Source organism: Neoasaia chiangmaiensis (assembly GCF_002005465.1).
Taxonomy (GTDB): Bacteria; Pseudomonadota; Alphaproteobacteria; order Acetobacterales; family Acetobacteraceae; genus Neoasaia; species Neoasaia chiangmaiensis.
In genome coordinates this window covers 404,309-427,417 of the sequence record NZ_CP014691.1, presented here as the reverse complement: position 1 = coordinate 427,417, position 23,109 = coordinate 404,309, and the positions used below count along the sequence as shown (strand labels likewise).

The 23,109-nt window shown below is 60.1% G+C and carries 28 protein-coding genes and 1 tRNA gene; 22 read left to right on the top strand and 7 right to left on the bottom strand.

Features of this window, described 5'->3' with window-relative positions; translation table 11 throughout:
* Positions 1–152: 152 nt before the first annotated feature.
* The 4 genes from A0U93_RS02075 to amaB all read left to right on the top strand — a co-directional run bounded on the left by A0U93_RS02075 (position 153) and on the right by amaB (position 3,430).
* The gene (locus tag A0U93_RS02075; protein ID WP_077805890.1) at positions 153–353 is read left to right on the top strand and encodes a hypothetical protein; all 201 of its coding nucleotides are present in this window, start codon (positions 153–155) and stop codon (positions 351–353) included.
* 336 nt (positions 354–689) lie between these two features.
* Entirely contained in the window at positions 690–947 is a 258-nt protein-coding gene (locus A0U93_RS02070) for a hypothetical protein (RefSeq protein ID WP_147150900.1), read from the top strand.
* Positions 948–1,016: 69 nt separating this feature from the next.
* Positions 1,017–1,886 (top strand): CPBP family intramembrane glutamic endopeptidase, encoded by an 870-nt coding sequence (locus tag A0U93_RS02065; protein WP_169852675.1) that lies wholly within the window; start codon positions 1,017–1,019, stop codon positions 1,884–1,886.
* Between the two features lie 29 nt (positions 1,887–1,915).
* The gene (gene amaB, locus A0U93_RS02060; protein ID WP_211274039.1) at positions 1,916–3,430 is read left to right on the top strand and encodes an L-piperidine-6-carboxylate dehydrogenase; all 1,515 of its coding nucleotides are present in this window, start codon (positions 1,916–1,918) and stop codon (positions 3,428–3,430) included.
* Between the two features lie 61 nt (positions 3,431–3,491).
* Here amaB and A0U93_RS02055 read toward each other — a convergent pair whose 3' ends face one another.
* Together A0U93_RS02055 and A0U93_RS02050 are read right to left on the bottom strand one after the other, a co-directional pair.
* Positions 3,492–4,403, bottom strand: a complete 912-nt coding sequence (locus A0U93_RS02055) for a hypothetical protein (RefSeq protein WP_149026860.1) — start codon at positions 4,401–4,403, stop codon at positions 3,492–3,494.
* An 88-nt stretch (positions 4,404–4,491) separates the two neighbouring features.
* Complete coding sequence (locus A0U93_RS02050; protein ID WP_077808256.1) at positions 4,492–5,523, bottom strand: MBL fold metallo-hydrolase; 1,032 nt, start codon at positions 5,521–5,523, stop codon at positions 4,492–4,494.
* Between A0U93_RS02050 and A0U93_RS02045 the strand changes: the two genes are divergently transcribed.
* Both A0U93_RS02045 and A0U93_RS02040 read left to right on the top strand, forming a co-directional pair.
* Positions 5,507–6,490, top strand: a complete 984-nt coding sequence (locus A0U93_RS02045) for an isoaspartyl peptidase/L-asparaginase family protein (RefSeq protein WP_077808255.1) — start codon at positions 5,507–5,509, stop codon at positions 6,488–6,490. The genes A0U93_RS02050 and A0U93_RS02045 overlap by 17 nt on opposite strands.
* Before the next feature lie 86 nt (positions 6,491–6,576).
* A complete protein-coding gene (locus A0U93_RS02040) occupies positions 6,577–6,921 on the top strand; it encodes a hypothetical protein (RefSeq protein WP_077808254.1) in 345 nt (114 codons plus the stop codon).
* 63 nt (positions 6,922–6,984) lie between these two features.
* On the opposite strand, the gene A0U93_RS02035 is transcribed toward A0U93_RS02040, so the two are convergent.
* Positions 6,985–7,170 carry a hypothetical protein gene (locus A0U93_RS02035; protein ID WP_077805886.1) on the bottom strand — a complete coding sequence of 62 codons (186 nt, stop codon included), beginning with the start codon at positions 7,168–7,170 and terminating at the stop codon, positions 6,985–6,987.
* 207 nt (positions 7,171–7,377) lie between these two features.
* Between A0U93_RS02035 and queE the strand changes: the two genes are divergently transcribed.
* The 5 genes from queE to A0U93_RS02010 are packed head-to-tail and all read left to right on the top strand — an operon-like array spanning position 7,378 to position 10,650.
* Entirely contained in the window at positions 7,378–8,019 is a 642-nt protein-coding gene (gene queE, locus A0U93_RS02030) for a 7-carboxy-7-deazaguanine synthase (RefSeq protein WP_077805885.1), read from the top strand.
* Positions 8,019–8,723: a 7-cyano-7-deazaguanine synthase QueC gene (queC, locus tag A0U93_RS02025; protein ID WP_077805884.1), complete on the top strand. Its 705-nt coding sequence runs from the start codon at positions 8,019–8,021 to the stop codon at positions 8,721–8,723. The genes queE and queC overlap by 1 nt, the downstream gene beginning before the upstream one ends.
* Complete coding sequence (locus A0U93_RS02020; RefSeq protein ID WP_077805883.1) at positions 8,710–9,252, top strand: 6-pyruvoyl trahydropterin synthase family protein; 543 nt, start codon at positions 8,710–8,712, stop codon at positions 9,250–9,252. The genes queC and A0U93_RS02020 overlap by 14 nt, the downstream gene beginning before the upstream one ends.
* Positions 9,249–9,947 carry an SDR family oxidoreductase gene (locus A0U93_RS02015; protein ID WP_077805882.1) on the top strand — a complete coding sequence of 233 codons (699 nt, stop codon included), beginning with the start codon at positions 9,249–9,251 and terminating at the stop codon, positions 9,945–9,947. Before A0U93_RS02020 ends, A0U93_RS02015 begins: the two co-directional genes overlap by 4 nt.
* Before the next feature lie 55 nt (positions 9,948–10,002).
* Positions 10,003–10,650, top strand: a complete 648-nt coding sequence (locus A0U93_RS02010; RefSeq protein WP_077805881.1) for a class I SAM-dependent methyltransferase — start codon at positions 10,003–10,005, stop codon at positions 10,648–10,650.
* 6 nt (positions 10,651–10,656) lie between these two features.
* On the opposite strand, the gene A0U93_RS02005 is transcribed toward A0U93_RS02010, so the two are convergent.
* Entirely contained in the window at positions 10,657–11,118 is a 462-nt protein-coding gene (locus tag A0U93_RS02005; protein WP_149026859.1) for a hypothetical protein, read from the bottom strand.
* A 209-nt stretch (positions 11,119–11,327) separates the two neighbouring features.
* Between A0U93_RS02005 and gap the strand changes: the two genes are divergently transcribed.
* From gap to A0U93_RS01990, 3 genes are all read left to right on the top strand, one after another.
* Positions 11,328–12,347 carry a type I glyceraldehyde-3-phosphate dehydrogenase gene (gap, locus tag A0U93_RS02000; protein WP_077805879.1) on the top strand — a complete coding sequence of 340 codons (1,020 nt, stop codon included), beginning with the start codon at positions 11,328–11,330 and terminating at the stop codon, positions 12,345–12,347.
* Positions 12,348–12,361: 14 nt separating this feature from the next.
* On the top strand, positions 12,362–13,579 hold the full coding sequence (locus tag A0U93_RS01995) for a phosphoglycerate kinase (protein ID WP_077805878.1): 1,218 nt from the start codon (positions 12,362–12,364) through the stop codon (positions 13,577–13,579).
* A gap of 191 nt (positions 13,580–13,770) precedes the next feature.
* Positions 13,771–14,256: a hypothetical protein gene (locus A0U93_RS01990; protein WP_077805877.1), complete on the top strand. Its 486-nt coding sequence runs from the start codon at positions 13,771–13,773 to the stop codon at positions 14,254–14,256.
* Between the two features lie 21 nt (positions 14,257–14,277).
* Here A0U93_RS01990 and A0U93_RS01985 read toward each other — a convergent pair whose 3' ends face one another.
* On the bottom strand, positions 14,278–15,297 hold the full coding sequence (locus tag A0U93_RS01985; protein WP_077805876.1) for an L-idonate 5-dehydrogenase: 1,020 nt from the start codon (positions 15,295–15,297) through the stop codon (positions 14,278–14,280).
* 319 nt (positions 15,298–15,616) lie between these two features.
* On the opposite strand from A0U93_RS01985, the gene A0U93_RS01980 reads away from it, so the two are divergent.
* Entirely contained in the window at positions 15,617–16,753 is a 1,137-nt protein-coding gene (locus tag A0U93_RS01980) for an aromatic ring-hydroxylating oxygenase subunit alpha (RefSeq protein ID WP_077805875.1), read from the top strand.
* On the opposite strand, the gene ubiM is transcribed toward A0U93_RS01980, so the two are convergent.
* The gene (ubiM, locus tag A0U93_RS01975; RefSeq protein WP_077805874.1) at positions 16,676–17,878 is read right to left on the bottom strand and encodes a 5-demethoxyubiquinol-8 5-hydroxylase UbiM; all 1,203 of its coding nucleotides are present in this window, start codon (positions 17,876–17,878) and stop codon (positions 16,676–16,678) included. The two genes, A0U93_RS01980 and ubiM, sit on opposite strands and share 78 nt — an antisense overlap.
* Positions 17,875–18,486 (bottom strand): nitroreductase family protein, encoded by a 612-nt coding sequence (locus A0U93_RS01970; protein ID WP_077808253.1) that lies wholly within the window; start codon positions 18,484–18,486, stop codon positions 17,875–17,877. The genes ubiM and A0U93_RS01970 overlap by 4 nt, the downstream gene beginning before the upstream one ends.
* A 117-nt stretch (positions 18,487–18,603) precedes the next feature.
* Here A0U93_RS01970 and hisB point away from each other — a divergent pair, with 117 nt between their 5' ends.
* The 7 genes from hisB to A0U93_RS01935 all read left to right on the top strand — a co-directional run bounded on the left by hisB (position 18,604) and on the right by A0U93_RS01935 (position 22,982).
* Entirely contained in the window at positions 18,604–19,200 is a 597-nt protein-coding gene (gene hisB / locus A0U93_RS01965) for an imidazoleglycerol-phosphate dehydratase HisB (protein WP_077808252.1), read from the top strand.
* Complete coding sequence (hisH, locus tag A0U93_RS01960; RefSeq protein ID WP_077805873.1) at positions 19,197–19,838, top strand: imidazole glycerol phosphate synthase subunit HisH; 642 nt, start codon at positions 19,197–19,199, stop codon at positions 19,836–19,838. The genes hisB and hisH overlap by 4 nt, the downstream gene beginning before the upstream one ends.
* Positions 19,835–21,169, top strand: a complete 1,335-nt coding sequence (gene hisA / locus A0U93_RS01955) for a 1-(5-phosphoribosyl)-5-[(5-phosphoribosylamino)methylideneamino]imidazole-4-carboxamide isomerase (protein WP_077805872.1) — start codon at positions 19,835–19,837, stop codon at positions 21,167–21,169. Before hisH ends, hisA begins: the two co-directional genes overlap by 4 nt.
* A complete protein-coding gene (gene hisF, locus A0U93_RS01950; protein WP_077805871.1) occupies positions 21,163–21,924 on the top strand; it encodes an imidazole glycerol phosphate synthase subunit HisF in 762 nt (253 codons plus the stop codon). Before hisA ends, hisF begins: the two co-directional genes overlap by 7 nt.
* Positions 21,925–22,095: 171 nt before the next feature.
* Positions 22,096–22,470 (top strand): phosphoribosyl-ATP diphosphatase, encoded by a 375-nt coding sequence (locus tag A0U93_RS01945; protein ID WP_245825227.1) that lies wholly within the window; start codon positions 22,096–22,098, stop codon positions 22,468–22,470.
* 21 nt (positions 22,471–22,491) lie between these two features.
* Entirely contained in the window at positions 22,492–22,851 is a 360-nt protein-coding gene (locus A0U93_RS01940; RefSeq protein ID WP_077805869.1) for a histidine triad nucleotide-binding protein, read from the top strand.
* Positions 22,852–22,906: 55 nt separating this feature from the next.
* Positions 22,907–22,982, top strand: a tRNA-Glu gene (locus A0U93_RS01935).
* Positions 22,983–23,109: the final 127 nt, after the last annotated feature.

Below are 23,109 nucleotides of genomic sequence, written 5' to 3'. Positions count from 1 at the left end.
TTGGGCGAATCACCATATAGTCAACGAGTGCCTGCATGCCATGAAAACCCAGCCGTCACCTTCGGTGCCCGATACCCTGCGCGCGCATCCAGCGGCTGGAGATTGCAGGAAGGCCGGCGGATGCGGATCATCTGTACGGTGGTGAGGCAGCGATGACGAAGGACATCGTGCGTCGTCTGGCGAGGTTTGGCGTTTCGGCCAGTGTGGCCATCGCCAAGACTTACGGTGCGGCGCACATGGTGGCCGGTTATGTCCGGAGTCGTGCGATCGTTGTCGAGCATGGCGCACTGGAGGCAGCCCTTACCAATTTGCCGATTTGCCGGTGCCGGCACTGCATCTCCCGGACGATGTGACGGATGAACCGCGCACGTTGGGTTTGAGCCGTATGGCGATCTCCTGAGGGCGCCACGCGCGCCTCTGACGCAACGTTTCTGGTCATATTCGAACTGTTCGATCTCTCGCCCTTGTTGGCGGATGTTGCCAATCGCGATCGGGATTCCCCCACCCTTCGCCGGTCCGACGCAGTGGCAACGCCTGTGACGGTTCGTTCACGTGATTTCCATTGCGGTTTCGTTCCGCTGCACCGGGATGAGCCGTCGACCATCTGGCGTTTGATCCAGATCATGGCATCATCGGCGTTTGCGGATAGGGATGTGTCCTGGACGCAACCAACGCGAAGGATATCACTCATGCGCTCAATCCCTGTCGTTGGCGGTATCATGCTTTCCGCGATCATGCTTGCCGCTCCGGTGCATGGTGCGACGCGAGAGGAGCAGATGGCGGCCTGTCGCGGCGATGCCGTTCGTCTGTGCACGTTCGCCATTCCGAACGAAGCGAAAATCACCGCATGCATGAAGAAGAAGATCGACAAACTGTCGCCGCGCTGCCGGGCCATGTTCAGTCCGGAAGCGAAAGCCCATCGGAAAGGCGGCAAATCGGCCTCGTAGGATCTTTCCGCCCGTTTCCGCAGCTGCTTCGGCGCACTAGTCTGCGGCGCCATGAAACCTTGTGAAACCGTGACACGCCGCCAGGCAATTTGGCGGGCGACCATCTTCGTGCTGTGGTTGCTGCTTCTTGCTTCATTGCCGCCCTTGCTTTGGGCGATGGTGTTCGGGGCGCATGGCTTTCCGGGCCGGCCTTCCGTCCTGACGCCGTCCCTCATTTTCATCAATGATACGCCCTTGCTGCTCGCCGCGCTGGCAGCCGGTTGGCTGGCTTTGCCCAGGCGCCGCCGTCATTGGTCGATATTCCGGCGCAGCATTCATCTCGCAGGATCGCCATCTTCTCTCTGGCAAGGTCTGGCGTCAGGCCTTGCGTTGCTGTCACTGCTCTGTGTCGCGCAGGTCATGCTGCACGCGGTGAAGATCAGGTTCGCGTCGCCTGTTCTTCCCGATCTGCTGTTGTATGCGCCGACATTCCTGCTGGTTGCGGCTGCGGAGGAACTTGCCTTGCGGGGCGCGTTCCTTTCGTGGCTTGGCGATGCCATGGGATTTTTCCCCGCCCTACTGTGCAGTTCAATTGCCTTCGGCATGCTCCACTGGCTTGGTAGCGATACGCCGATCGGCGCCGTATCTGCCGGTGCGATCGGTGTTTTCTTCGGGCTAACCCTCAGGGCGACAGGGTCGCTCTGGTTTGCCATCGGTTTCCATGCGGCATGGGACTATGGTCAGAGCGCATTATTCGGCTGTCACGACAGCGGCTTCGCCAGTCGTGGCGCCGTGCTGCAAACCTTGCCAATCGGGCCGGACTGGCTGAGCGGCGGCGCTGCCGGTCCGGAAGGGAGCGCGCTGTGCTTTGCACTCATCGTCGCATGTGCCGGTTATGCCATCCGCTATCGTGCCATAACCTGCGCTCAACCTAGTCAGTCCGCCAGTCGCCCTTTATGACGGGCCGAACGGCTTTGATGGAGATGGACATGGTTGAACTTCGGGAACAAACGGCAGGATTGCTCAACGATATCGGTGTGGCTACAGCCTCGATCAAGGGTGGCACGCTGGCTGTCCGTTCGCCGGTCAATGGTGAAACGCTGGCGTATGTTCCGGAGATTTCAGTCGAGGATGCCCGCCAGGCAATCGATATCGCCCACGACGCAGCGCTGGAATGGCGGAAGGTGCCTGCCCCCGTGCGTGGCGAACTGGTGCGCCTGCTGGGCGAAGAGCTTCGGGCCGACAAGGAAAAGCTCGGTCGTCTTGTTTCGATCGAGGTCGGCAAGTCGCCTTCCGAGGGACTGGGCGAGGTGCAGGAGATGATCGACATCTGCGATTTCGCGGTCGGATTGTCCCGCCAGCTTCATGGTCTGACCATTGCAACCGAACGTCCGGAACATCGGATGATGGAGACATGGCACCCGCTCGGCGCCATCGGCATTATCTCTGCGTTCAATTTCCCTGTTGCGGTCTGGAGCTGGAATGCGGCGCTCGCGCTGATCTGCGGCAACGCCATCATCTGGAAACCGTCGGAGAAAACCCCCCTCACCGCGCTGGCGACACATGCGATCTTCGAGCGTGCGCTCAAGCGATTCGCGCAGGCACCGCAAGGCCTTTCCCGGTTGCTGATCGGTGGCCGCGATGTGGGCGAGGCACTGGTCGACCATCCGAAAGTGCCGCTGGTCTCCGCGACAGGATCGACGGCGATGGGGCGGATCGTCGGGCAGAAGCTGGCAGGTCGGTTCGCACGTGCGATCCTCGAACTCGGCGGCAACAACGCGGCCATCGTGACACCATCGGCCGACCTCGATCTGGCGCTGCGTGGCGTTGCGTTCGCGGCCATGGGCACGGCCGGACAACGCTGCACGACGCTGCGCCGTCTTTTCGTGCATCGTTCCATTCATGCGGCTTTTGTCGCGCGCCTCAAGGCGGCTTATGAATCGGTCAGCGTCGGTAATCCGTTGGACGGCCATCTGGTCGGCCCGCTGATCGACGAGGCATCGTTCGAGCGGATGCAGTCTGCCCTGAATGCGGCACGGGAGGCCGGCGGCATCGTTCATGGCGGCACGCGCGTAACGGTGGACGGGTGTGAAGGCGGTATCTATGTTCGCCCCGCGCTTGTCGAGATGCCTGGCCAGGCCGGACCTGTTCTGGAAGAGACATTCGCGCCCATTCTCTACGTGATGGTCTATGACGCGCTGGATGATGCCATCGCGCTTCAGAACGATGTATCGCAGGGGCTCTCGTCGGCCATCTTCTCCAACGATCTGCGCGAAGCCGAGCGTTTCGTATCGCATGAAGGTTCGGATTGCGGCATCGCCAATGTCAATATCGGCACCTCCGGAGCAGAAATCGGTGGCGCATTCGGCGGCGAGAAGGAGACCGGTGGTGGCCGTGAATCCGGCTCGGATGCCTGGAAAGGCTACATGCGGCGTGCGACCAACACGATCAACTACGGCCGCAGCCTGCCGTTGGCGCAGGGGGTCAGCTTCGACGTCGGCTGAAGGTCCCGCCGGTGCCGGATCGCGCATGGCGCGGGGTCCGGCACCGGCGGATTCGGGGACACTACGGTTCGATGATCCCCAATCGGATATGACTATCGGCCATATCGATGACCAGTATCGTGTTGAGAAACGCGGCATTTCCCAGAATACCGTCGATTCTGTATCCCCAATCCTGCAAAGGATCAGAAATATCCGTCCGGGCATAAGCGATCTGACGGCCCAACGCAGTTGTGCCGACGAAAAGTTCAGCCTGCGTCATGTCACCCCTAAAAATGACCTTGTCCGCGAAGTGGTTCGTCCTCACGCTGTAGCGTGCCGCAGCCAGACTGTTCTTGCCCGTCACGGCGCGCCAGTCCGCTGATCGCAGCCAAAGCGGGAACAGGCTCGAACCTGTATCAAGAGCGATATTGTCACTCTGGAATTGTCCGACATGCATGGGGACAAAAAACTTGCTGTGAGAAAGCGACGCGTCTGTCCAGCGCGCGGTCTTGAGGAGACTGACAGGCGTCTGCCCGGTTGAAAACAGGCAGAAGCGCTGGTGCAGGTAGTCGATGACGGTCGTTTTGCCGACCAGATCGGCCAATCCGAGTTCACCGCTTGTCTGTTCGGCTTTTTCGTCGCGCCAGTTCAGGAACAATGGGTCGGTGACGACCGTATCGCCAACCATCAGCCGATGCGGCCTGAACGTCTTTTCATGAGGGCTGGACCAGCCTCTGCGGTCTGCGATGCCGTCATAGAGGATATCGATGCCCGTTCCTGTATCGACCTGAAAAAAGAAAACGATGCCGTCCACCGATACGGGGATGGCAATCGCACCTTTTGGATGCGTCGCATCATTGGCGAGCCATTCGAACTTCACGCAGTGCGACGACGTCCGTAACGGATCGGAGATGTCGTGGACTGTGCCGGCCCAGGCCGGGAATGTCCCGCAACAGCAGATTGCCAGGGCAGGAAGATAGCGCCAATGTCGCAACGTTTCTCTCACTGGATACTTGCCCTTCATGATCGCAAAACACGATCTGACAATTCCTGGAATGGAGCTGTCATCCACGGATACATGATCAGAACTGGACGCGATCTCCCTGCTCAAGCCTTATGAACCGGCTTCCTGTTCGATCATGCTGACGTAGCGTTGTGAGGATGTCCCTCTCGGGCTGCCTGCTGGAGACGAGGCTGGGCTTGATATGGCTGACGACCACTGGAAGGCCCTGCAACGGTTTTTCATTGCCAACGGCTTTCTCCAGCATCTCAAGTTCATGAAGCAGCCAGTGGGGCGAGAGATGGCCGAACAGCCGGGCATCGGCGCGACTGTCGTCGTATGAGCATTCGATGATGATCCCATGCAGATGGTGTGCGCGGATGAGTGGCGCCACGGCCTGCCATAGATCTTGCAGATTGTGCCGATGCTCCACGGTATCCGCACCTGTGTCGCCAAGATACAGCAGCGCATCGTCTCCGTTCCGTAGAAGGAAGGCAGTGCTTTCGACGGCGGCATGGCTCAGCGGATAGGCACTGACCGTCAAGGCCGTGCCGGCGATCCGTTCGGCCTGTCCGACTTTCAGCGGCGCGTAATGATAAAGGCCCAGACGGGGCGCCGTTCCCTGATCGGCCATGTTGGGCCATACGGCCCCGTTGAAGACATGCTGCGTCAGGACGTCGATAACTGACGGCAGGGCATAGATCGGTTTGGGTGTATCGTCCGGCGACAGCGCCACCATCCCCGCGATGTGATCGAGATGGGCATGGCTGATCAGATAGGCCCGGACAACGTGACGGGCGACAAGTCCGGGTCTCTCCTTATCCAGATCGGGCGATGGGCGGATATCGTTCAGCGAGCCCTTTCGTTCGGCGGCTTCCAGTCCCTTCATGATCGTTCCCGCGTCGCACAGGACGGCCCGATCATCCCCCACGGGCCGCACGAGATAGGCCGTCAGATCACCATCGACGATGCCGCCATGCGCGCCGAGTGCCACGACATCGAAATTCTGGACATGGGCGATTGCCGGCAGGGTCGTCGTCAGCAATCCTGCAAGGCCGATGCATAGGCATCTTGGCCCCCTTGTCGCGAGTTTGCCGATGAAACGTCTTGTCATGCTTTCCGCTCTTCTCGTCTGCGGCGCCGCCCGCGCCGATACCCTGCCCGTTCTTGTCATCCATGGCGGCGCGGGCGTCATCAAAAAAGATATGACACCGGAACGTCAGGCCGCTGTGGAAGCGGCGCTCTCGACGGCCCTGAATGCAGGCTATGCGGCTTTGAAGGCCGGACGCCCGGCGCAGGATGGTGTGACGGCGGCAATCACGGTGCTGGAGAACGACCCCAACTTCAACGCCGGTCGTGGTGCGGTGTTCACCCATGACGGCAAGAACGAGATGGACGCGGCCATCATGGATGGTGCCACGCTGATGGCCGGCGCCGTGGCGGGCGTTCATCACATCAAAAATCCCATTCTTCTGGCCCAGGCGGTCATGACGCATTCACCGCATGTCCTGTTGATTGGCGACGGTGCGGAGGCGTTCGCGCGTGCGCAAGGGTTCGCCATGATGCCGACATCCTATTTCTGGACGCAGCATCGCTGGGACCAGCTTCAGGAAGCGATCAAGGCCGATCGTGCGGGCGAGAAGCATGCGGATATCCCGCTCGATCGTCATTTCGGAACGGTCGGTGCGGTCGCGCTCGATCGCGCAGGGCATCTGGCGGCTGGAACATCGACCGGTGGCCTGACTGACAAGCTCTACGGGCGCGTGGGTGATTCGCCGCTGATCGGCGCCGGTACCTACGCGGATGCGGGCTGTGCCTTCTCCGGTACCGGTTGGGGGGAATACTACATCCGGACGGTCGCGGCGCATTCTGTGTGCATGCGCGTAACCCTGTTGCACCAGTCTCTGGCGGATGCCGCAACGCAGGTCGTGAACAAGGAGATCCCGGCAATGGGGGGAAATGGCGGCGCCATCGCGGTGGATGCCGGCGGGCATATCGCAATGCCGTTCAATACCGACGGCATGTATCGCGCGTGGGTTGGCACCGATGGCCGAAAGCATGTGGCCATCTTCCGTGAGTAACGAAAGATGTCATGTTACCCGACGACGAACCGGGATTGTTGGAAGGCGTTGAATGGCGGTCGTGTTTCAATGAAGGACATCTTTTCATGACCTCCGCGCCTTTTCGTTTCTCACGCGTTCGGTCGCTCCTCCTGGCGTTGCCGATCATTCTTGCTGCTTGTGGCAAGGCTGGCGCGCCCACGAACGCCGATATCCAGCAAGTCGTGCAGAATTACATGCAGAACGTCAACGAACGGACATCCGACCGCACGCTTGGTCTGATCGATGGCCCGTATGATCCTGCCGACCTCAACGTGACCAATTCAGACTGCACGGCGCATGACAATGACGTCTATCACTGCACGGTGACGGCAGTGAGCAAGAAAGGCACGCACACAGCGCAGTTGAATCTGAAGAAAGTCAACGGGTCCTGGACGCTCGTTGAAAGCTGACCCGAAACAGACGGCATTGTGTGACAATGGCGGCAACTTATGCCGCCATTACTACCGTTCCCGCTAGCGACGCCAGCCGCCGCCATACCATTCGCCCCGCCAGCTGCCACGTTCGTCGTACCAGCCGCCATGTCCACCATAATATCCGCGGTGCCACCCATGATGCCAGCCGGGTGGATATGCGGGGCCATAATAACAGCCTGATAGCGCTATCAACGCAATCGCAGCCAGAATCGCTTTCTTCGTCATGAGACAGCCCTCCCTGTGGCTGTGAGCAGGCAGTGGATTTACGGCGGCAAGATGGCGCATGACGTGACGAAACTCATCTTTCGTATCGGGTCAGACCGCCCTGCTTGTGGCAAGCACCGCATTCGACGGCGACAAATGACCGCTATCGTGGACAGGATCGGGAAATTCCTCTTGCATCCTGCTCCCGGGTCGCCGACATCCCTGCCTATGTCATATGCCGTCAAGGAGATGTTCGCGACCCTGCAGGGCGAAGGGGCGCAGACCGGTCGCGCCTCGGTGTTCTGCCGTTTCGCGGGATGCAATCTGTGGTCCGGTCGTGAGCAGGATCGCGCGCAGGCTGCCTGCACCTTTTGTGACACCGATTTCGTCGGTGTCGATGGCGAGGGCGGCGGCCGATTTTCGTGCGCGGAAGCGTTGGCCGATGCGCTGGAGACGACCTGGCGCACGCATGCGGGGGATGCGCCGGGGCGATATGTGGTGTTCACGGGTGGAGAGCCGCTTCTGCAACTCGATGCCGCGTTGATCGACGCCGCACATGCGCGCGGTTTTGAGATCGCGGTCGAAACAAACGGCACCATCGCGGCACCTGTGGGCATCGACTGGATCTGCGTCAGCCCAAAGCCGAACGCACCGCTTGTCCAGACGCATGGGCATGAACTGAAGCTCGTCTATCCGCAGACGCAGCTTTCTCCCGAGATGTTCGGTGATCTGGCCTTCGACAACTTCTGGCTCCAGCCGATGGATGGTGCCGCGCGTGTCGCCAATACCAGCGCGGCCGTGGCCTATTGCCTTGCTCATCCGCAATGGCGACTTTCCCTTCAAACGCACAAGCTGATCGGTATTCCCTGATGGCACTGTCGAACGATACCGCTCTCGTGCTGTTTTCCGGCGGCCAGGACTCGGCGACGTGTCTTGCATGGGCGTTAGCGCGGTTCCGGCATGTCGAAACGCTGGGTTTTGATTACGGCCAGCGACACGCCGTCGAACTCGAATGCCGAGAGACGCTTCGGCGGGATATGGCGTCGATATCTGCTGAGTGGGCGGCTCGCCTCGGCCCCGACCATATGCTGGATCTCGGCGTTCTGGGTGCGCTTTCCGAAACCGCGCTCACGCGGGAAGCCGAGATTAGTCTGACGGAAAGCGGTCTGCCGAGCACATTCGTGCCCGGGCGCAATCTGATCTTCCTCAATTTCGCCGCGGCGCTCGCGGTGCGGCGACAGGCGCGGCATATCGTGACGGGCGTATGCGAAACCGACTATTCGGGATATCCGGACTGCCGCGACGATACGATCAAGGCGCTTCAGGTCGCGCTCAATCTGGGCATGGCGCAGCGTTTCGTTTTGCATACACCCCTGATGTGGCGCGACAAGGCGCAGACCTGGTCACTGGCGGAAGAACTCGGCGGCGCGGACCTTGTCGAGGCGATCAACCGGCACAGCCACAGTTGCTATCTGGGTGATCGCACGCACGCTCATGCCTGGGGATACGGCTGTGGCACCTGTCCCGCCTGTGAATTACGTGCGAAGGGATGGGCTGCTTATGTCGAGCGCTGAACTGGTTTTCACCCGTCGTTTCTCGATGGGACATCGTCTGATCGACGGCGCATCGGAAAGCTGCGCGCTCCCGCATGGGCATAATGAATTCGTTACCGTCACGCTCTCCCCTACGCGCGACCGGGCGCTGGATGGGCGGCGCAATATGATCGTGCCGTTCCGGCAGGCCAAGGCGCGCTGGCATGAGTTCGTGGATCGTAGTCTGGATCACGCGCTTCAGCTTTCGGCAAGCGATCCCCTTCTGTCCTGGTTTCATGAAAACGAGCCGCATCGTGCGGCGCGGATTGTCGTCACACCCGGTGACCCGACGACGGAACTGCTCGCGGCGCTGATGATGGCCAAGCTGGGCGCTATCCTGATCGCCGAAGGCGAACATCTGATCTGCACCCGGATCGAATTGCAGGAAACGCCGACGAATACGGTCTGCCTGACCGGCGATCCCATGGACTACCTCCCCGCCACGGGCCGGGCGGCGCAGGATTGCTGGTGGCACCGTCCCGATCTCAGCGTTTCGGATGTCGCACGATGACGGCGCGCACTGCCATCGTCACCGGCGCGGCGCGCGGTATCGGCGGCGCCATCACGGCGCGACTTCTGCGGGATGGCTGGCGGGTGACAGCGATCGATCGCGATCCGATGGCGGCGGCTGCCAATCTGCATGTCGAACGCGGGGATGTCGCCGATGAGGGGTGTGTAAACGACATTGTTCACCGGATGCTGGCACGGGAAGGTCGCCTCGACGCGCTTGTCTGCAATGCCGGTTTCATGATTCGGAAGCGGCTGGCGGATCTCGGCCTGAGCGAGTGGCGTGCGGTGCTCGATACGAATCTGACGAGCATCTTCCTTCTCGCAAAGGCGACCGAGAGCGCATTGCGTGCGTCAAAAGGAGCGATCGTCACCCTTGGATCGACGCGCGCGCAGATGTCGGAGCCGGATACTGAATCATACAGCGCCTCCAAAGGGGGTATTGCGGCGTTGACCCATGCCCTGGCCATCTCCCTGGCGCCGGTTCGCGTCAATTGCATCAGTCCGGGCTGGATCAATACGCAAGGTGCACCATTGTCGGCAGAAGATCACGCGCAGCACCCGGTCGGTCGCGTTGGCGTCCCGGACGATGTCGCGGCGTTGGCGGCCTATCTTCTGGGGCCGGAGAGCGGTTTTGTTACGGGTTCGGAGTTCGTCATCGACGGCGGCATGACGCGCAAGATGATCTACGCCGAATAGAACGAACTGCGCCCGGACCACTTCTTATTCTGATTGCAAACGATACGGATTCTTTATGGCTGACGAACTGGAAGGTTTTCATCCCGGCGCTTTCAGGCGCGCCAATGAGGAACCCGATACGATATTCTTCGCCAAACGTGGCCAGGAAACGTTGATGGATGCGGGCGCGCGCACGGCGGTCACCGCCCTCTACCAGACCGCACTTCCCGCCTCCGGTGCGATTCTCGATCTGATGTCGGGCTCGCTGAGTCATCTTCCTGAGGAAGTGAGGCATGAAAGCGTGGTCGGGCTGGATGTCAGCCTGAGCGCATTGGAGGCGAACACGGCGTTGACTGAACGGATCGTGCAGGACCTGAATGCAACGAGTGCACTGCCCTTTCCCGACGAATGCATGGACGCCGTCTGTCTATGTGACGGTATTGCCTATCTGGCGCAGCCTTTGGACGTTCTGCGAGAGGTGAACCGCGTCCTGCGCCCCGGCGCGCCGCTGATTGTCACGTTTTCGGATAATTTCCATGCAGCGAAGGCTGTGGCGCTTTGGCAAGCCCTGGACGCGGCCGACCGGGTTCGGCTGGTGGGCATCCTGATGGCGAAGGCAGGCCTGGGCGAGCTGGACACCGGCGAAGTCGTGCCGCCGGAGGATCTGACCGCCTGGACCGATACCGTTTATGCCGTCATCGGCCGCAAGCCGTTCAATTCGTGAAGCGCATCAGCGGACGTCGACGCGGATACGCGGCGGCGCGGCGGCAGGCTCCGTTCTGGCGTTAAGCTGGATCTGGTAGTCAGGCACGCCGGCGCTGACGATCGCGTCGGCCACCGCCCTTTCCTCCCGACGTAGCATTTGGGTCAGCGCCTCCGTCTGGTTTGCCGGTGTGCCGCTGGGTGTGGCTATCGCGGTGACGACGAAGAGCACGTTCGGCTTGCGGGCGAGTGCCACGCGGGCGGCGTGATCCACGGCGGGGCGCCATGTCGCTTCCGGTGTTCCGCTCATGATCTGCAGAAATGGTGGTGGTGGCGGTTTCGCGGCTGGCGCAGGCGGCACATGGGCGACCGGCCTGCGTCCGGCATTGGGGTCGAATGTGCGTTGGTCGATAGGTGTGCATGCAGCCAGCATGGCGCTGGCTGGCAGGAATACTGCCATGAAACGGAGTGGGGAGACAGGCATCGGCATGATGGAAAGGACCGTCGCAGGAACGGCGCTCTCCGGCAAGACGCCGTATGTCGTATTTATCTCGTCGTGGCCGAAAAGCCCCGATGAAAAAAAGGCAAGAAAATCGTCCTTCCCCCTCTCGTCATCCTGTTTGCCGATGCTATGGATTGCGGAAGGTATTTTACCCATTCGGCACGCCGGATGCGCGGATCATCGACGGAGAATGAACAGTGGCAGTGAAGATCGCGATCAATGGTTTTGGGCGCATCGGGCGTCTGGTGCTTCGCGGCATCATCGAGAGTGGCCGGACGGACGTTGTTCCCGTGGCGATCAATGATCTTGGAACGCCGGAGGCCAATGCTCATCTTCTCGCCTATGATAGTGTGCACGGTCCGCTGAAAGGTCATGTCCGCATCGATGGCGACAAGATGATCATCGAAGCGAACGGACGCACTTACGATCCCATTCACGTATCGGCCGAGCGCGATCCGACAAAGGTGCCGTTCCATGGCGTGGACGTGGCACTGGAATGCACAGGTCTGTTCACCACGAAGGAGAAGGCAGCCGCCCTTCTGCAGGCGGGTGCGCGCAAGGTGATCATCTCCGCACCGGGCACCGAGGTGGATGCGACGATTGTCTACGGTGTCAATAACGATATGCTGACATCGGACATGACGGTCATTTCCAATGCGTCGTGCACGACCAACTGCCTGGCACCGGTCGCCAAGGTGCTGGACGAGGCCTTCGGAATCGACAGCGGATACATGGTGACGATCCATTCCTTCACGGGCGATCAGCGCACCGTGGACACGCACCATCGCGATCCGCGCCGTGCGCGTGCGGCGTCCCTGAACATGATCCCGACATCGACGGGGGCCGCGAAGGCGATCGGGCTGGTGCTGCCGCATCTGAAGGGCCGTCTGGACGGCACCTCCATTCGCGTGCCGACGCCGAATGTCTCGGTTGTGTCGCTGGATTTCGTGCCGGTTCGCACCCCGGCATCGGTCGATGCCGTGAACGATGCGCTGAAAACCGCGGCCGAGGGTCCGCTTAAGGGCGTTCTCGCTTACAACACCGCGCCGCTCGTCAGCAGCGATTTCAACCATAACCCGGCGTCATCCACATTTGACGCAACACAGACGGCGTTGGTGAACGGTGGCAAGATGGTGCGCGTTTGTGCCTGGTATGACAACGAGTGGGGTTTCTCCAATCGTATGTCGGATACCGCTGCCCTGTTCGGCAGCCTGTAATCAGGAGCTGTCCCATGCCTGCTTTTCGCACGCTCGATCATCTGTCGCCTGCCGGAAAGCGGGTATTGTTACGCGCCGACCTGAATGTACCCGTCCGGGACGGTCGCATCACGGACACGACGCGCATCGATCGGGTCATCCCCACGATCATCGAACTCGCCGACAAGGGCGCGCAGGTCATCGTCCTCAGTCATTTCGATCGACCAAAGGGACAGGTGGTGCCGCATATGTCGCTGGCGCCGATCGCCGAGATGCTTGAATCCAAGGTTCAGCATCGCGTGTATTTCCAGAACAGCTGCATCGGTCCTGAGGCCGAAAGCGCTGTCGATCGTCTGCGGGATGGCGAGGTTCTGGTTCTGGAGAACACGCGTTTCCATGCCGGCGAGGAAGCCAACGACGCCGAATTCACGGCGATGCTGGCGCGCCATGGCGACTTCTTCGTCAATGACGCTTTCTCGGCAGCGCATCGCGCGCATGCGTCGACCGAAGGTCTGGCGCGGCATATGCCGTCCTTCGCAGGTCGGTTGATGGAGGCCGAGCTCAACGCCCTTTCGGCCGCGCTGGAACTGCCGGACCGGCCTGTCGGTGCGTTGATCGGCGGGGCGAAGGTATCGACCAAGCTCGATCTGATCGGCAACGTGTTGGGTAAGGTTGACACTGTTTTCATCGGCGGGGCGATGGCCAATACGTTCCTTGCGGCTGAAGGCATCTCGGTCGGCAAGTCCCTGCAAGAGGCGGACATGCATGAAACCGCACGCCGTATCGTGGTCGAGGCGCGGGAGAAAGGCTGCGAGATCATCCTGCCCGTCGACGCCGTCATCGCGCGTGAGTTCAGGGAGAACGCGCCGTCGGAAGTTTGCCTGATCGGCGAGGTACCGCCCGACGCGATGATCCTCGATGCAGGTCCGCGCACGGTTGAGTTGATCGAAGCCAGGTTGACCCAACTCAAGACGCTTGTCTGGAACGGCCCGCTTGGTGCTTTCGAGATCCCCCCCTTCGATGCGGCGACGGTCGCTGTGGCAAAGGCAGCGGCATCGCTGACGCAGGAAGGCAAGCTGAAAACGATCGCCGGCGGTGGCGATACGGTGTCCGCCCTTCGTCATGCGGGCGTTGCCGACAGGATGAGTTACGTTTCCACCGCTGGCGGTGCGTTTCTTGAATGGCTTGAGGGCAAGATCCTGCCGGGTATTGCCGTGCTGACGGATGCGGCGCAGCACGTCGCCCCTCTCTGAATCCAGGGGAGACCAACGCGGTTTCGATCGTTGGTCTCCCGGAAGATTCTCACGTTTTGCAACGGCGCGAAACATTCACGCGAAAAAAGTTGCAGTCGCCGGGCCATATATCTCACTATATTTTCATTGGTCGGTCACAACACAGTCGCTTGTGCCCTGATGAGACGACCACGCAGTGTGAGGTAGTGTCCATGCTTCGTCGTTCGTTGTCGCGTCGTCTTCTCACGGTTTCGACAGTTTCGCTTGCCACTTTCCTTGCATCTCCACCGGTTTTAGCTGCCGAGACAACGCCTGCCGATAATCAGGGGGCCGCTGTTTCCAATGCCAGTCCGGTAACGACGCACCACAATGCGTTTGGGAAGCTGACGAGTTTTTCCCTTTCCGCAGTATCGAAAGAGCCTGCGCCGATTATCCAGCCAGCGGTCGGTCATGGCCACGCGGAAGTGCTTGAGGTTCGCGCGCAGTCACGCTTCAGCGACGCGCCGGTTCCCAATGATATGGATGCGCCGGTCGACACTTCCGGTGAGACCGATCCCTCTCTGGAGCCGGATTTCTTTCGGCGCAATACGCATCAGGCGGGTGATGCGCTCTCGAACGGCGCATCCGTCAACCAGCAGCGACGCGGTCACGGAAACATGGCGGCAGGCATCGCGCTTGCCGTGCCGATGACGCAATAAATTCCGAGCGAAATCGTCTGTTCAGAACGCCAGCTGGACTTTCATGGCAGCACGCCGATCAGATGCGAGTTCGAAAGCCGAGACGGCGTCATGCATTGGGAAATGCCTGCTGATCAGCGTGTCCAGCACCGCGCGCCCGGAATCGATCAGCGCCACGGCAAGTCCGAATTCATCGTCGAAACGGAATGAGCCACGCAAAGACAGTTCCCGTGATGCAAGCTGTGCCTGCGGGAGTGGCACATCGCCACCCAGACCGACCTGCACAATGATACCCTGCGGCTGAAGCGTATCCATACCCGTGTGGAAAGCCCTTTCATTGGCCGAACACTCGAACATGACATCCAGCTTACCCGCCAGTGCCGTCAGGCTATCCGGTCGATCACGCACATCGATCGTCCGATCGGCGCCCAATGTCCGAACCACGGCCAACGGTTCGGGCACGACATCGGTGGCAATGATTTCCCGCGCACCGTGCAGACGCGCGGCAGCGACGACCAGTGCACCGATCGGTCCACAACCCGTCACCAGGACACGTTTGTTCAGCAGGCTCCCGGCGCGCTTGACCGCGTGTAATGCCACTGCAAACGGTTCCGCCAGCGCGAGCGCCGAAGCATCCATGCGCTTGGCCGGGAAGCACTGGGTGGCGTCGCAGATCAGCTTGTCGCGGAACCCGCCTTGCACATGCGGCATTCTCATCGCGCTACCATAGAATCGCATGTTGACGCAGTGATTGGACAGGCCCTTCAGGCACATCTCACATTTGCCACATGGGCTGCTTGGGTTGACGGCGACCATATCGCCAACCTTGAGCGTCGTGACATCCGGTGCAATCTGCGCAACGCGACCGGCGATCTCATGCCCGAGAATCATGGGTTCGCGAATGCGTACGCTTCCGAAGCCGCCGTGCTGATAATAGTGCAGATCGGACCCACAGATGCCGCCAGCTTCGATGCGGATCAGCACCTGCCCGGCTTTGAGTTCGCCGGTTTCCATTGTTTCGATACGCAGATCGCGGGGGCCATGAATGACGATCGCCAGCATGATATGATACTCGTCACCTAAAAATTAACCGAAAATTACCTGGGTGTAATCGATGACTATAAAGCCTTTCTCTTTTTCGGCTTTTCAACTGCCCGTGCCACACGAAGACGTGTGCTGGCAAAGCGCATCCCATGCAAAAAATATCGCTCGAGGCATGGTCGGAATGGCGTGTCGATGTGGTCGCGATCGTTAGCCTCTGGAATAACACCTTCGTAACTCGCCAAATCAATCCTGCGGGTGTTGTTTGGCCATGTAATCGAACGATGTATCGCGACACAGTGCGTCGTGTTGACAAGCTACTCGAAACGGAAACTCAATCGTGTCTTCTACTTCGTTTTCTGGCTCGGCGCCTTCTCACAGCGATTTGCGGCAAGTCGATATTGCTCCAGACTTCTGGTACCCCTTGGCATGGTCTGACGATCTGAAACGAGGCCAGACGATCGGGCGCCGCTTCGGAAAAGAGCCCATTGCTCTGGTGCGCCCGCGAGAGGGCGCTGTTTTCGCGTTGGAAGATCGCTGTGCCCACCGTCAGGTGCCGCTCAGCAAGGGCCGCGTCGAAGGCGAATCCGTGCAATGCTGTTACCACGGCTGGGCATACGGTCGCTCGGGGCGTTGTATCGATGTGCCTTATCTCGGAAAGGGTAAACTGCCGAATGGCGTAAGGACCTACCCCTGTCGGGAAGCGGGCGGGATGGTCTTTATCTTTCCGGGGGACCCTGCAAAAGCTGAGGCAGTACTGTTGCCGCCCCTGGCCCAGGTCGATAATCCGGCATTCAAGACCCGTCGTTTCAGCCCCATGGTGAAATGCCACTACACGTTCATGCATGAAAACCTGATGGATATGAACCACCAGTTCCTGCATCGGCGCCAGATGGGCCAGATCCGCGCACGTTTCATGGGACAGGATCAGGGGGAGAACTTCATCGAGGCGCGATACAGCTTTGCACGGATCGGCAAACAGCAGCCCCTGGCGGAGCGGCTGATCTTCGGCAAGCACCATGATGATCCCAACCGCGCGCAACCGGTGGAGGAGATCGTGAGCGTCCGCACCACCTATCCTTATCAAAGTCTGCATATCCACGATAAGGATGGTGATCTTATCATGGAATTGTTCAGCGTTTATGTTCCGAATAGTGCGGACGGCATGAGTAGCCAGAATTTCGGACTTCTCTCCGTCCTGCGTCCGAAAACACCGTTCCTGATCGACCTGATCTGGCCAGCTCTGGGGGTCTTCACGAACAGGATTTTCGAGGAAGACCGGGAAATCATGGAGATGGAGCAGCGCGCCTGGAACGAGCAAGGGGGCGACCGCAACGTCGAGGTATTTCCCGTGGTGAAGAAGCTGCGGGATCTACTGATGCGTTGTGGTGTCCCGCATTCAGATGGATCTGTTGCGGTCCATCAGCAACCCCGTGACGAAACGCTTAAACGGCATGAGGCCCTGAGCGACGCCTAAACCGGCGCGGCGCAGCGCCAGAACGGGTGCTGCGTCATGGGTATAAACCGTGGCGATGCCGTTGGTCGCGGCGAAGAGAGGCGCTGTCGCGATACGGTGCTGGCGTTCGAAACGACGTAAGGCGTCCGGATCGCCGGCATCTCCCGATCCATCGGCAATGGCGCGGGCCAGCGTTTCCTGCCCTTTAAGGCCGAGGTTGAAGCCATGCGCTGTGATGGGATGCATGCCGACCGCCGCATCGCCAATGAGGGCCAGTCGCTCGGCGCGAAAGCGGTGGGCGTAAACAGCCTTCAGCGGATACACGCACCGCGCGCTTTCCAATGTCATGGGACCGGCGCGGCCCTGTGTTCGACGCGTGATGTCGGCGTTGAAAGTCGCTTCATCCAGATTGCGCAGGCGCTCGATCTCGTCTGGTGGCAATGTGAGCACCAGAGAGGACAGTGCGCCCCCATGCCCGTCATCCGCGACCGGCAACAGGGCGATGGTCTGCCCTTCATCGAACCACTGTAGCGCTGTTCGCTCATGAGGGACCGTATGGCGCATGCGGCAGACGAGAATGTTGCGTTTGAAGTCGTGAATGACGGCGCCAATCCCCTTCATCTGACGAATTCGGGAAAAGCGTCCGTCTGCGGCAATCAGCAATTGCCCCGAAAGGCGAAGATCGTTCTCCAGAATGATGGATGCCGCCCGACGGCTGGACTTCGCGGCGTTGATGCCCTGCCCCGTCCTGATCGTTACGCGCGGCGTCTCGCGCGCTACCCGATACAGGGCCGAACGGATCAGATGATTGGCAACAAGGTGGCCGAGTGCATCGGGGCCCTGTTCGGGCGCGTGGAACGTCAGAACATTCCGTCGGTCAGGCGCATGGCCACTTTCGATGCGCGCCGCATGCATGGGCGAGATGGCGGAGGTCGGAATGTACTCCCACGCGCCCACGGATTTCAGCCAGTTGGATGCATGATGCGTCAGGGCGATCTCCCGACCGTCGAAGGCGGGTTTTGCCAGAATGGCTTCCGGCACACGCTCGATGACTGTGACTTCCCGTCCGTCTCGCGCAAGGGAGATCGCGGCGGCCAGCCCGACGGGGCCGCCCCCGGCGATGATGACTTCCGTATCCGTGCTCAACTTTCCGCTCCGAACGAGACCGGCTCGCTCTTCCAGAACGCCATGTAATCACTGATATCTGGGCGCCTGGCCTCTCGTACGGCGCGCTCCGGCGTCCCGACGAACAGGAAGCCCGCCAGACGATCTGGCGGATTCAGCCCGATGGTTGCAAGAAATTCGGGATCGTCCGCGAATTCGCCGGTGACCCAGAAGCCGCCGAATCCTTCGGCATGCAGGGCGTTCAGGACGTTCATGACACCGGCGGCCGCGGACATTTCCTGTTCGATTACAGGAATTTTCCCGCCGGGCTCGATATGCATTCCCAGCGCGATAATCATCGGCATTTCCGAAAAACGATGCAGACGTTTTTCGATCTTTTTTTGCGGCACGTCAGGGTCGACGCTTTTCATCGCACGCGTCACCAGTTCCGCGAAGGGGCGACGATGCTTGCCCTTGACCACGATGTAACGCCAGGGGCGCATCTTCCCATGATCCGGCGCGCGCAGGCCGGCAGACAGGATGGCAGCGATCTGCGCCTTGTCCGGGGCCGGTTCGACGAGATGGTCGGTCGATGAGCGCGACAGAAGAAATGCGAGGGCATTCGAGTGTTTGGACGTAGAATCGGTCATGGTGCGCCTATAGATGGCAAGAGCCCGCGTCGACGCCAAGAGGCATCTGCACGGGAGCGATCGAGAACGCGCCGCGACATGGTATCGTTCGCGTGAATGTTGCGATATAAAACCACGATGAACGGATCCCGAACCGCCCGGCAACACCGGGTCACCAGCGAAACGGATATCACGCTCGCCATCAGCCTCGACGGCGGCGGCGGGGCGGATGTCGATAGTGGCATCGGCTTTTTCGACCATATGCTGACGGCGCTGGCCAAGCATGGGGGCTTCGATCTGACGCTACGTTGTCAGGGCGACCTGCATATCGACGGTCATCACACGGTCGAAGATATTGGCATCGCGCTGGGCAAGGCGTTTTCGGAGGCGATTGGTGACAAGCGCGGCATCACGCGCTTCGGCCATGCGCTGGTGCCGCTGGACGAAGCGTTGTCGGAAGTGGTGGTTGACATATCCGGACGGCCTTATCTCGCGTGGAACGTCACGTTTCCACGAGACCGGATCGGCGAGATGGATACCGAGCTTTTCGAGGAGTTTTTCCGGGCATTCGCCATGTCCGCTTCCGTCGCCCTGCACGTCACGAACAAGGCCGGGCGAAATGCGCATCACATTGCCGAAAGCGGATTCAAGGCATTCGCGCGGGCCCTGCGTATGGCGGTGGCCATCGATCCACGTGCGCAGGGCGCCATCCCGTCGACCAAGGGCGTCCTGTGAAACCGATCGTCGTCATCGATTACAACGGCGGTAATCTGGCCTCCGCAGCACAGGCAGCGCGGCGTGCCAGTGCGGATCTCGGCCTTCCGAACCCCGTTGTTATCACCGGCGATCCGGCGGTTGTTCGTGACGCCGAGCGCATCATCCTGCCGGGACAGGGCGCTTTCGCAAACTGCGCTGCCGGATTGCATGGCGGACTGCGTGCGGCTCTCGACGATGCGACGGCGGCGGGGACACCATTTCTTGGTATCTGCGTCGGCATGCAACTGATGGCCGAGCGTGGCCTGGAACATGAGGAAACACCAGGGTTCGGCTGGATCGATGGTGAAATCGCGCGCATGGATCAGGCTGCGGCCGAAGGGCTTCGCCTGCCGCATATGGGGTGGAACAGGCTGGATTATCGCGCGGGCATGCATCCTTTGACCGAAGGGCTTTCGCCTGACGCCCACGGCTATTTCGTGCATTCCTATGCGTTGCGAAACTGGAATCCGGCCGACCTCGTCGCCAGTGCCGAGTATGGCGGCGTCGTGCCTGCCATCGTCGCGCGGGGTAATCGTTGCGGCACGCAGTTCCATGTTGAGAAAAGCCAGCGCACCGGTTTGCGTATTATGGCCAACTTCCTTCTCTGGCAGCCATGACGATCCACGCCGAACGCCTGACGAAACTTGACGCCGACGACCTCGCGGCCCTGTGCGAGGCGACGACGGCGGCAATACTCGACGGGGGCGGTTTCGGCTGGTTGCAACCGCCTGCCCTCCCCACTTTGGAGCGCTATTTCCAGGGTGTCCTGCTGGTGCCGGAGCGCGGCCTCTTCGTAGTGCGTGAAAACGGTGTCATTCAGGGGGCTGCGCTCCTGACCCGCCCGCCCCGCAACAACGAAGCCCAGGCCATGAGTGCCACGATCTCCGGATTTCATATTGCGCCCTATATGCGTGGTCGAGGCCTCGGTCAGGCTCTGGCTCAGGCGCTCATGCAAGCGGCGACCGCCATGGGCTGCCGCGTTCTGAACTGCGATATACGCGAAACCCAGAAGGCCGCGATCGCCTTGTTTCAGTCTCTTGGTTTCGAACAATGGGGCGTTCACCCTTATTATGCCCGTGATCGCGGGCAGATCATTCGTGGTCTTTATCTGTTCAAGTTGCTGGGTCAGGAAAGCTCCTCCTCCCAACGATCCATTTCCTCCGTTCGCAAGGAAGAACCATCTGTCATGCCATCGGCGCGCCATCATCTGACCCTGTATCCTGCGATTGATCTCAAGGATGGTGCGTGTGTGCGTTTGCGCCGAGGCGAGATGAACGATGCAACGCATTATTCGGATGATCCGGCGGCACAGGCCCGGGCATTCATGGCCGCCGGTTGCCAGCATTTGCATGTCGTCGACCTCAACGGCGCATTTGCGGGTCAATCCGCCAACGTGGCCGCTGTGGAAGCCATTGTTCGGGCGTCGAACGTCCCTGTCCAGCTGGGCGGCGGAATACGTGACATGGCGGCGATCACACGCTGGCTGGAAGCGGGCGTGGCGCGGGTGATTCTTGGTTCCGTCGCGGTCAAGGACCCGGAACTGGTCCGGCAGGCTGCACGTGCCTATCCGGGTCGTATCGTAGCGGGAATCGATGCTCGTCAGGGGCGCGTGGCGACCGAAGGGTGGGCGGAAATATCTGAAATGACGGCAAGCGATCTGGCATCCCGGATGCAGGATGCCGGGGTCACTGCCATCATCTTCACGGAAATTACGCGCGACGGGATGCTTGAAGGTCTGGATCTGAAACAGACGGCGGCTCTGACGGAAAAACTCTCCATTCCTGTCATTGCCAGCGGTGGTGTCGGCTCACTTGAACATTTGCGTGCCTTGCGCAAGACAGCCGATCATGTGCCGGGTATCAGCGGCGTTATCGTGGGTCGTGCGCTGTATGACGGGCGTATCTCTCTTGCGGACGCGCTACGGGCGCTCGACGGTGCAGCATGCTGAAGCTGCGCGTTATACCCTGTCTGGATGTCAAGGATGGCCGCGTTGTCAAAGGGGTCAATTTCGTATCGTTGCGTGACGCCGGCGATCCGGTCGAGCAGGCCGCTGTGTATGATGCCGCAGGTGCCGATGAGCTGACTTTCCTCGATATCACGGCAAGTATTGAAAATCGGGACACAATTCTTGATGTCGTCAGTCGAACCGCCCAGCGGGTCTTTCTGCCATTGACGGTCGGCGGGGGTGTTCGCAGTGCCGACGATATGCGTCGATTGCTTCTGGCAGGCGCAGACAAGTGTGCCGTGAACTCGGCGGCGGTCGTCAATCCCGACCTGATCAATCAGTCCGCCATGCGGTTCGGCAGTCAGTGCGTCGTCGTCGCCATTGATGCCCGTCGCAACCAGCGCGGCGGCTGGGAGGTTTATACGAAGGGTGGCCGCGAACCGACGGGCATCGATGCTGTCGCCTGGGCCCGACAGATGCAGGAGCGCGGCGCAGGCGAAATTCTTCTGACGAGCATGGATCGCGACGGTACTGGTGACGGGTTCGATCTGGCGCTTCTCGAAGCCGTCTGTCGTGCGGTCGATGTTCCGGTTGTTGCCTCAGGCGGAGTTGGATCGCCAGAGCATTTCGTCGAGGGTGCCCGGGCCGGTGCAAGCGGTCTTCTTGCCGCGAGCGTGTTCCATTTTGGAACATTTGGGATCGACACGGTTAAAAATGCGTTGAATGAAGCCGGTCTTCCTGTTCGACTTGGGGAATGAGCATTTGGAAGTCGTGAAACCGATCATTCGAAGTGGTAATTGAGGGAACTGAGCGTGGCCAAATCTACACCGAAGCGCGATCGTACAGTTGAACAAAAGAAAGGCGATGTCGTCGCGAAGGCGCCGCCCAAGAAAGCAGGAAAAAGAAAGACTACACCTGCAAAATCGATTGTGAAAAAACAGATTCTGGATACGCTTTCAGGTGCATCGATTCAGACCATAGATGCCAGCGTTCTGGATCGCCTCTATCAGACAGTTGAATCACGTCGTGACACCGACCCCGCGCTTAGTCACTCGGCGCGTCTTCTTTCGCGTGGGAAACGTAAGGTCGCGCAGAAATTCGGTGAGGAAGCAGTGGAGTGCCTGATCGAGGCGGTCGCCGGAAACAAGCGAGAGCTAATCGGTGAAAGCGCGGACGTTCTGTATCATCTTATTGTCATGTGGGTCGATGCGGGCGTTGCGCCCGATGAAGTCTGGCATGAATTGCAGCGTCGAGAGGGCACAAGCGGGGTTGCCGAAAAAGCGGCCCGTCAGAAGATTTCCTGAACACCGGAGAGCGCAGCAGCCATGAAATACGATCGAGAAAACATATTTGCGCGTATCCTGAGGCGGGAGATCCCTGTTCAGCCGATATATGAGAATGATTACGTCCTGGCCTTTGCTGATATTTCGCCCAAGGCGCCTGTGCACGTGTTGATCATTCCCAAAGGGGCATATGTTTCCTTTGACGATTTCAGTCTTAACGCATCCGCTACCGAGATTGTGGAGATGACCCGTGCTGTCGGAAAGGTCGCACGTGACATGGGACTGCAAGAAAGCGGGTATAGACTGCTGAGCAATGTCGGGCCTGATTCGGGCCAGGAAGTTCCACATTATCATGTGCATCTTTGCGGCGGTGCACCTTTAGGCCCCCTGCTAGCAAAATAATTTGGCGATCAGGCTTGCCAAGACAGAAACAATCGCCTATCCACCCCCTCGCCTCGTCCCATTCGTCTAGAGGCCTAGGACACCGCCCTCTCACGGCGGCAACAGGGGTTCGAATCCCCTATGGGACGCCATTGATTTTCCTCACTTTTTTGGAAAATCCCTCCAAAAAATACCGTTATTTGCACCATTTTTGCACCATCGCGAGGAACATCGTACCCTCGGTCGCATGGTGGATGATGCGATTGCTGATGGCAGGCC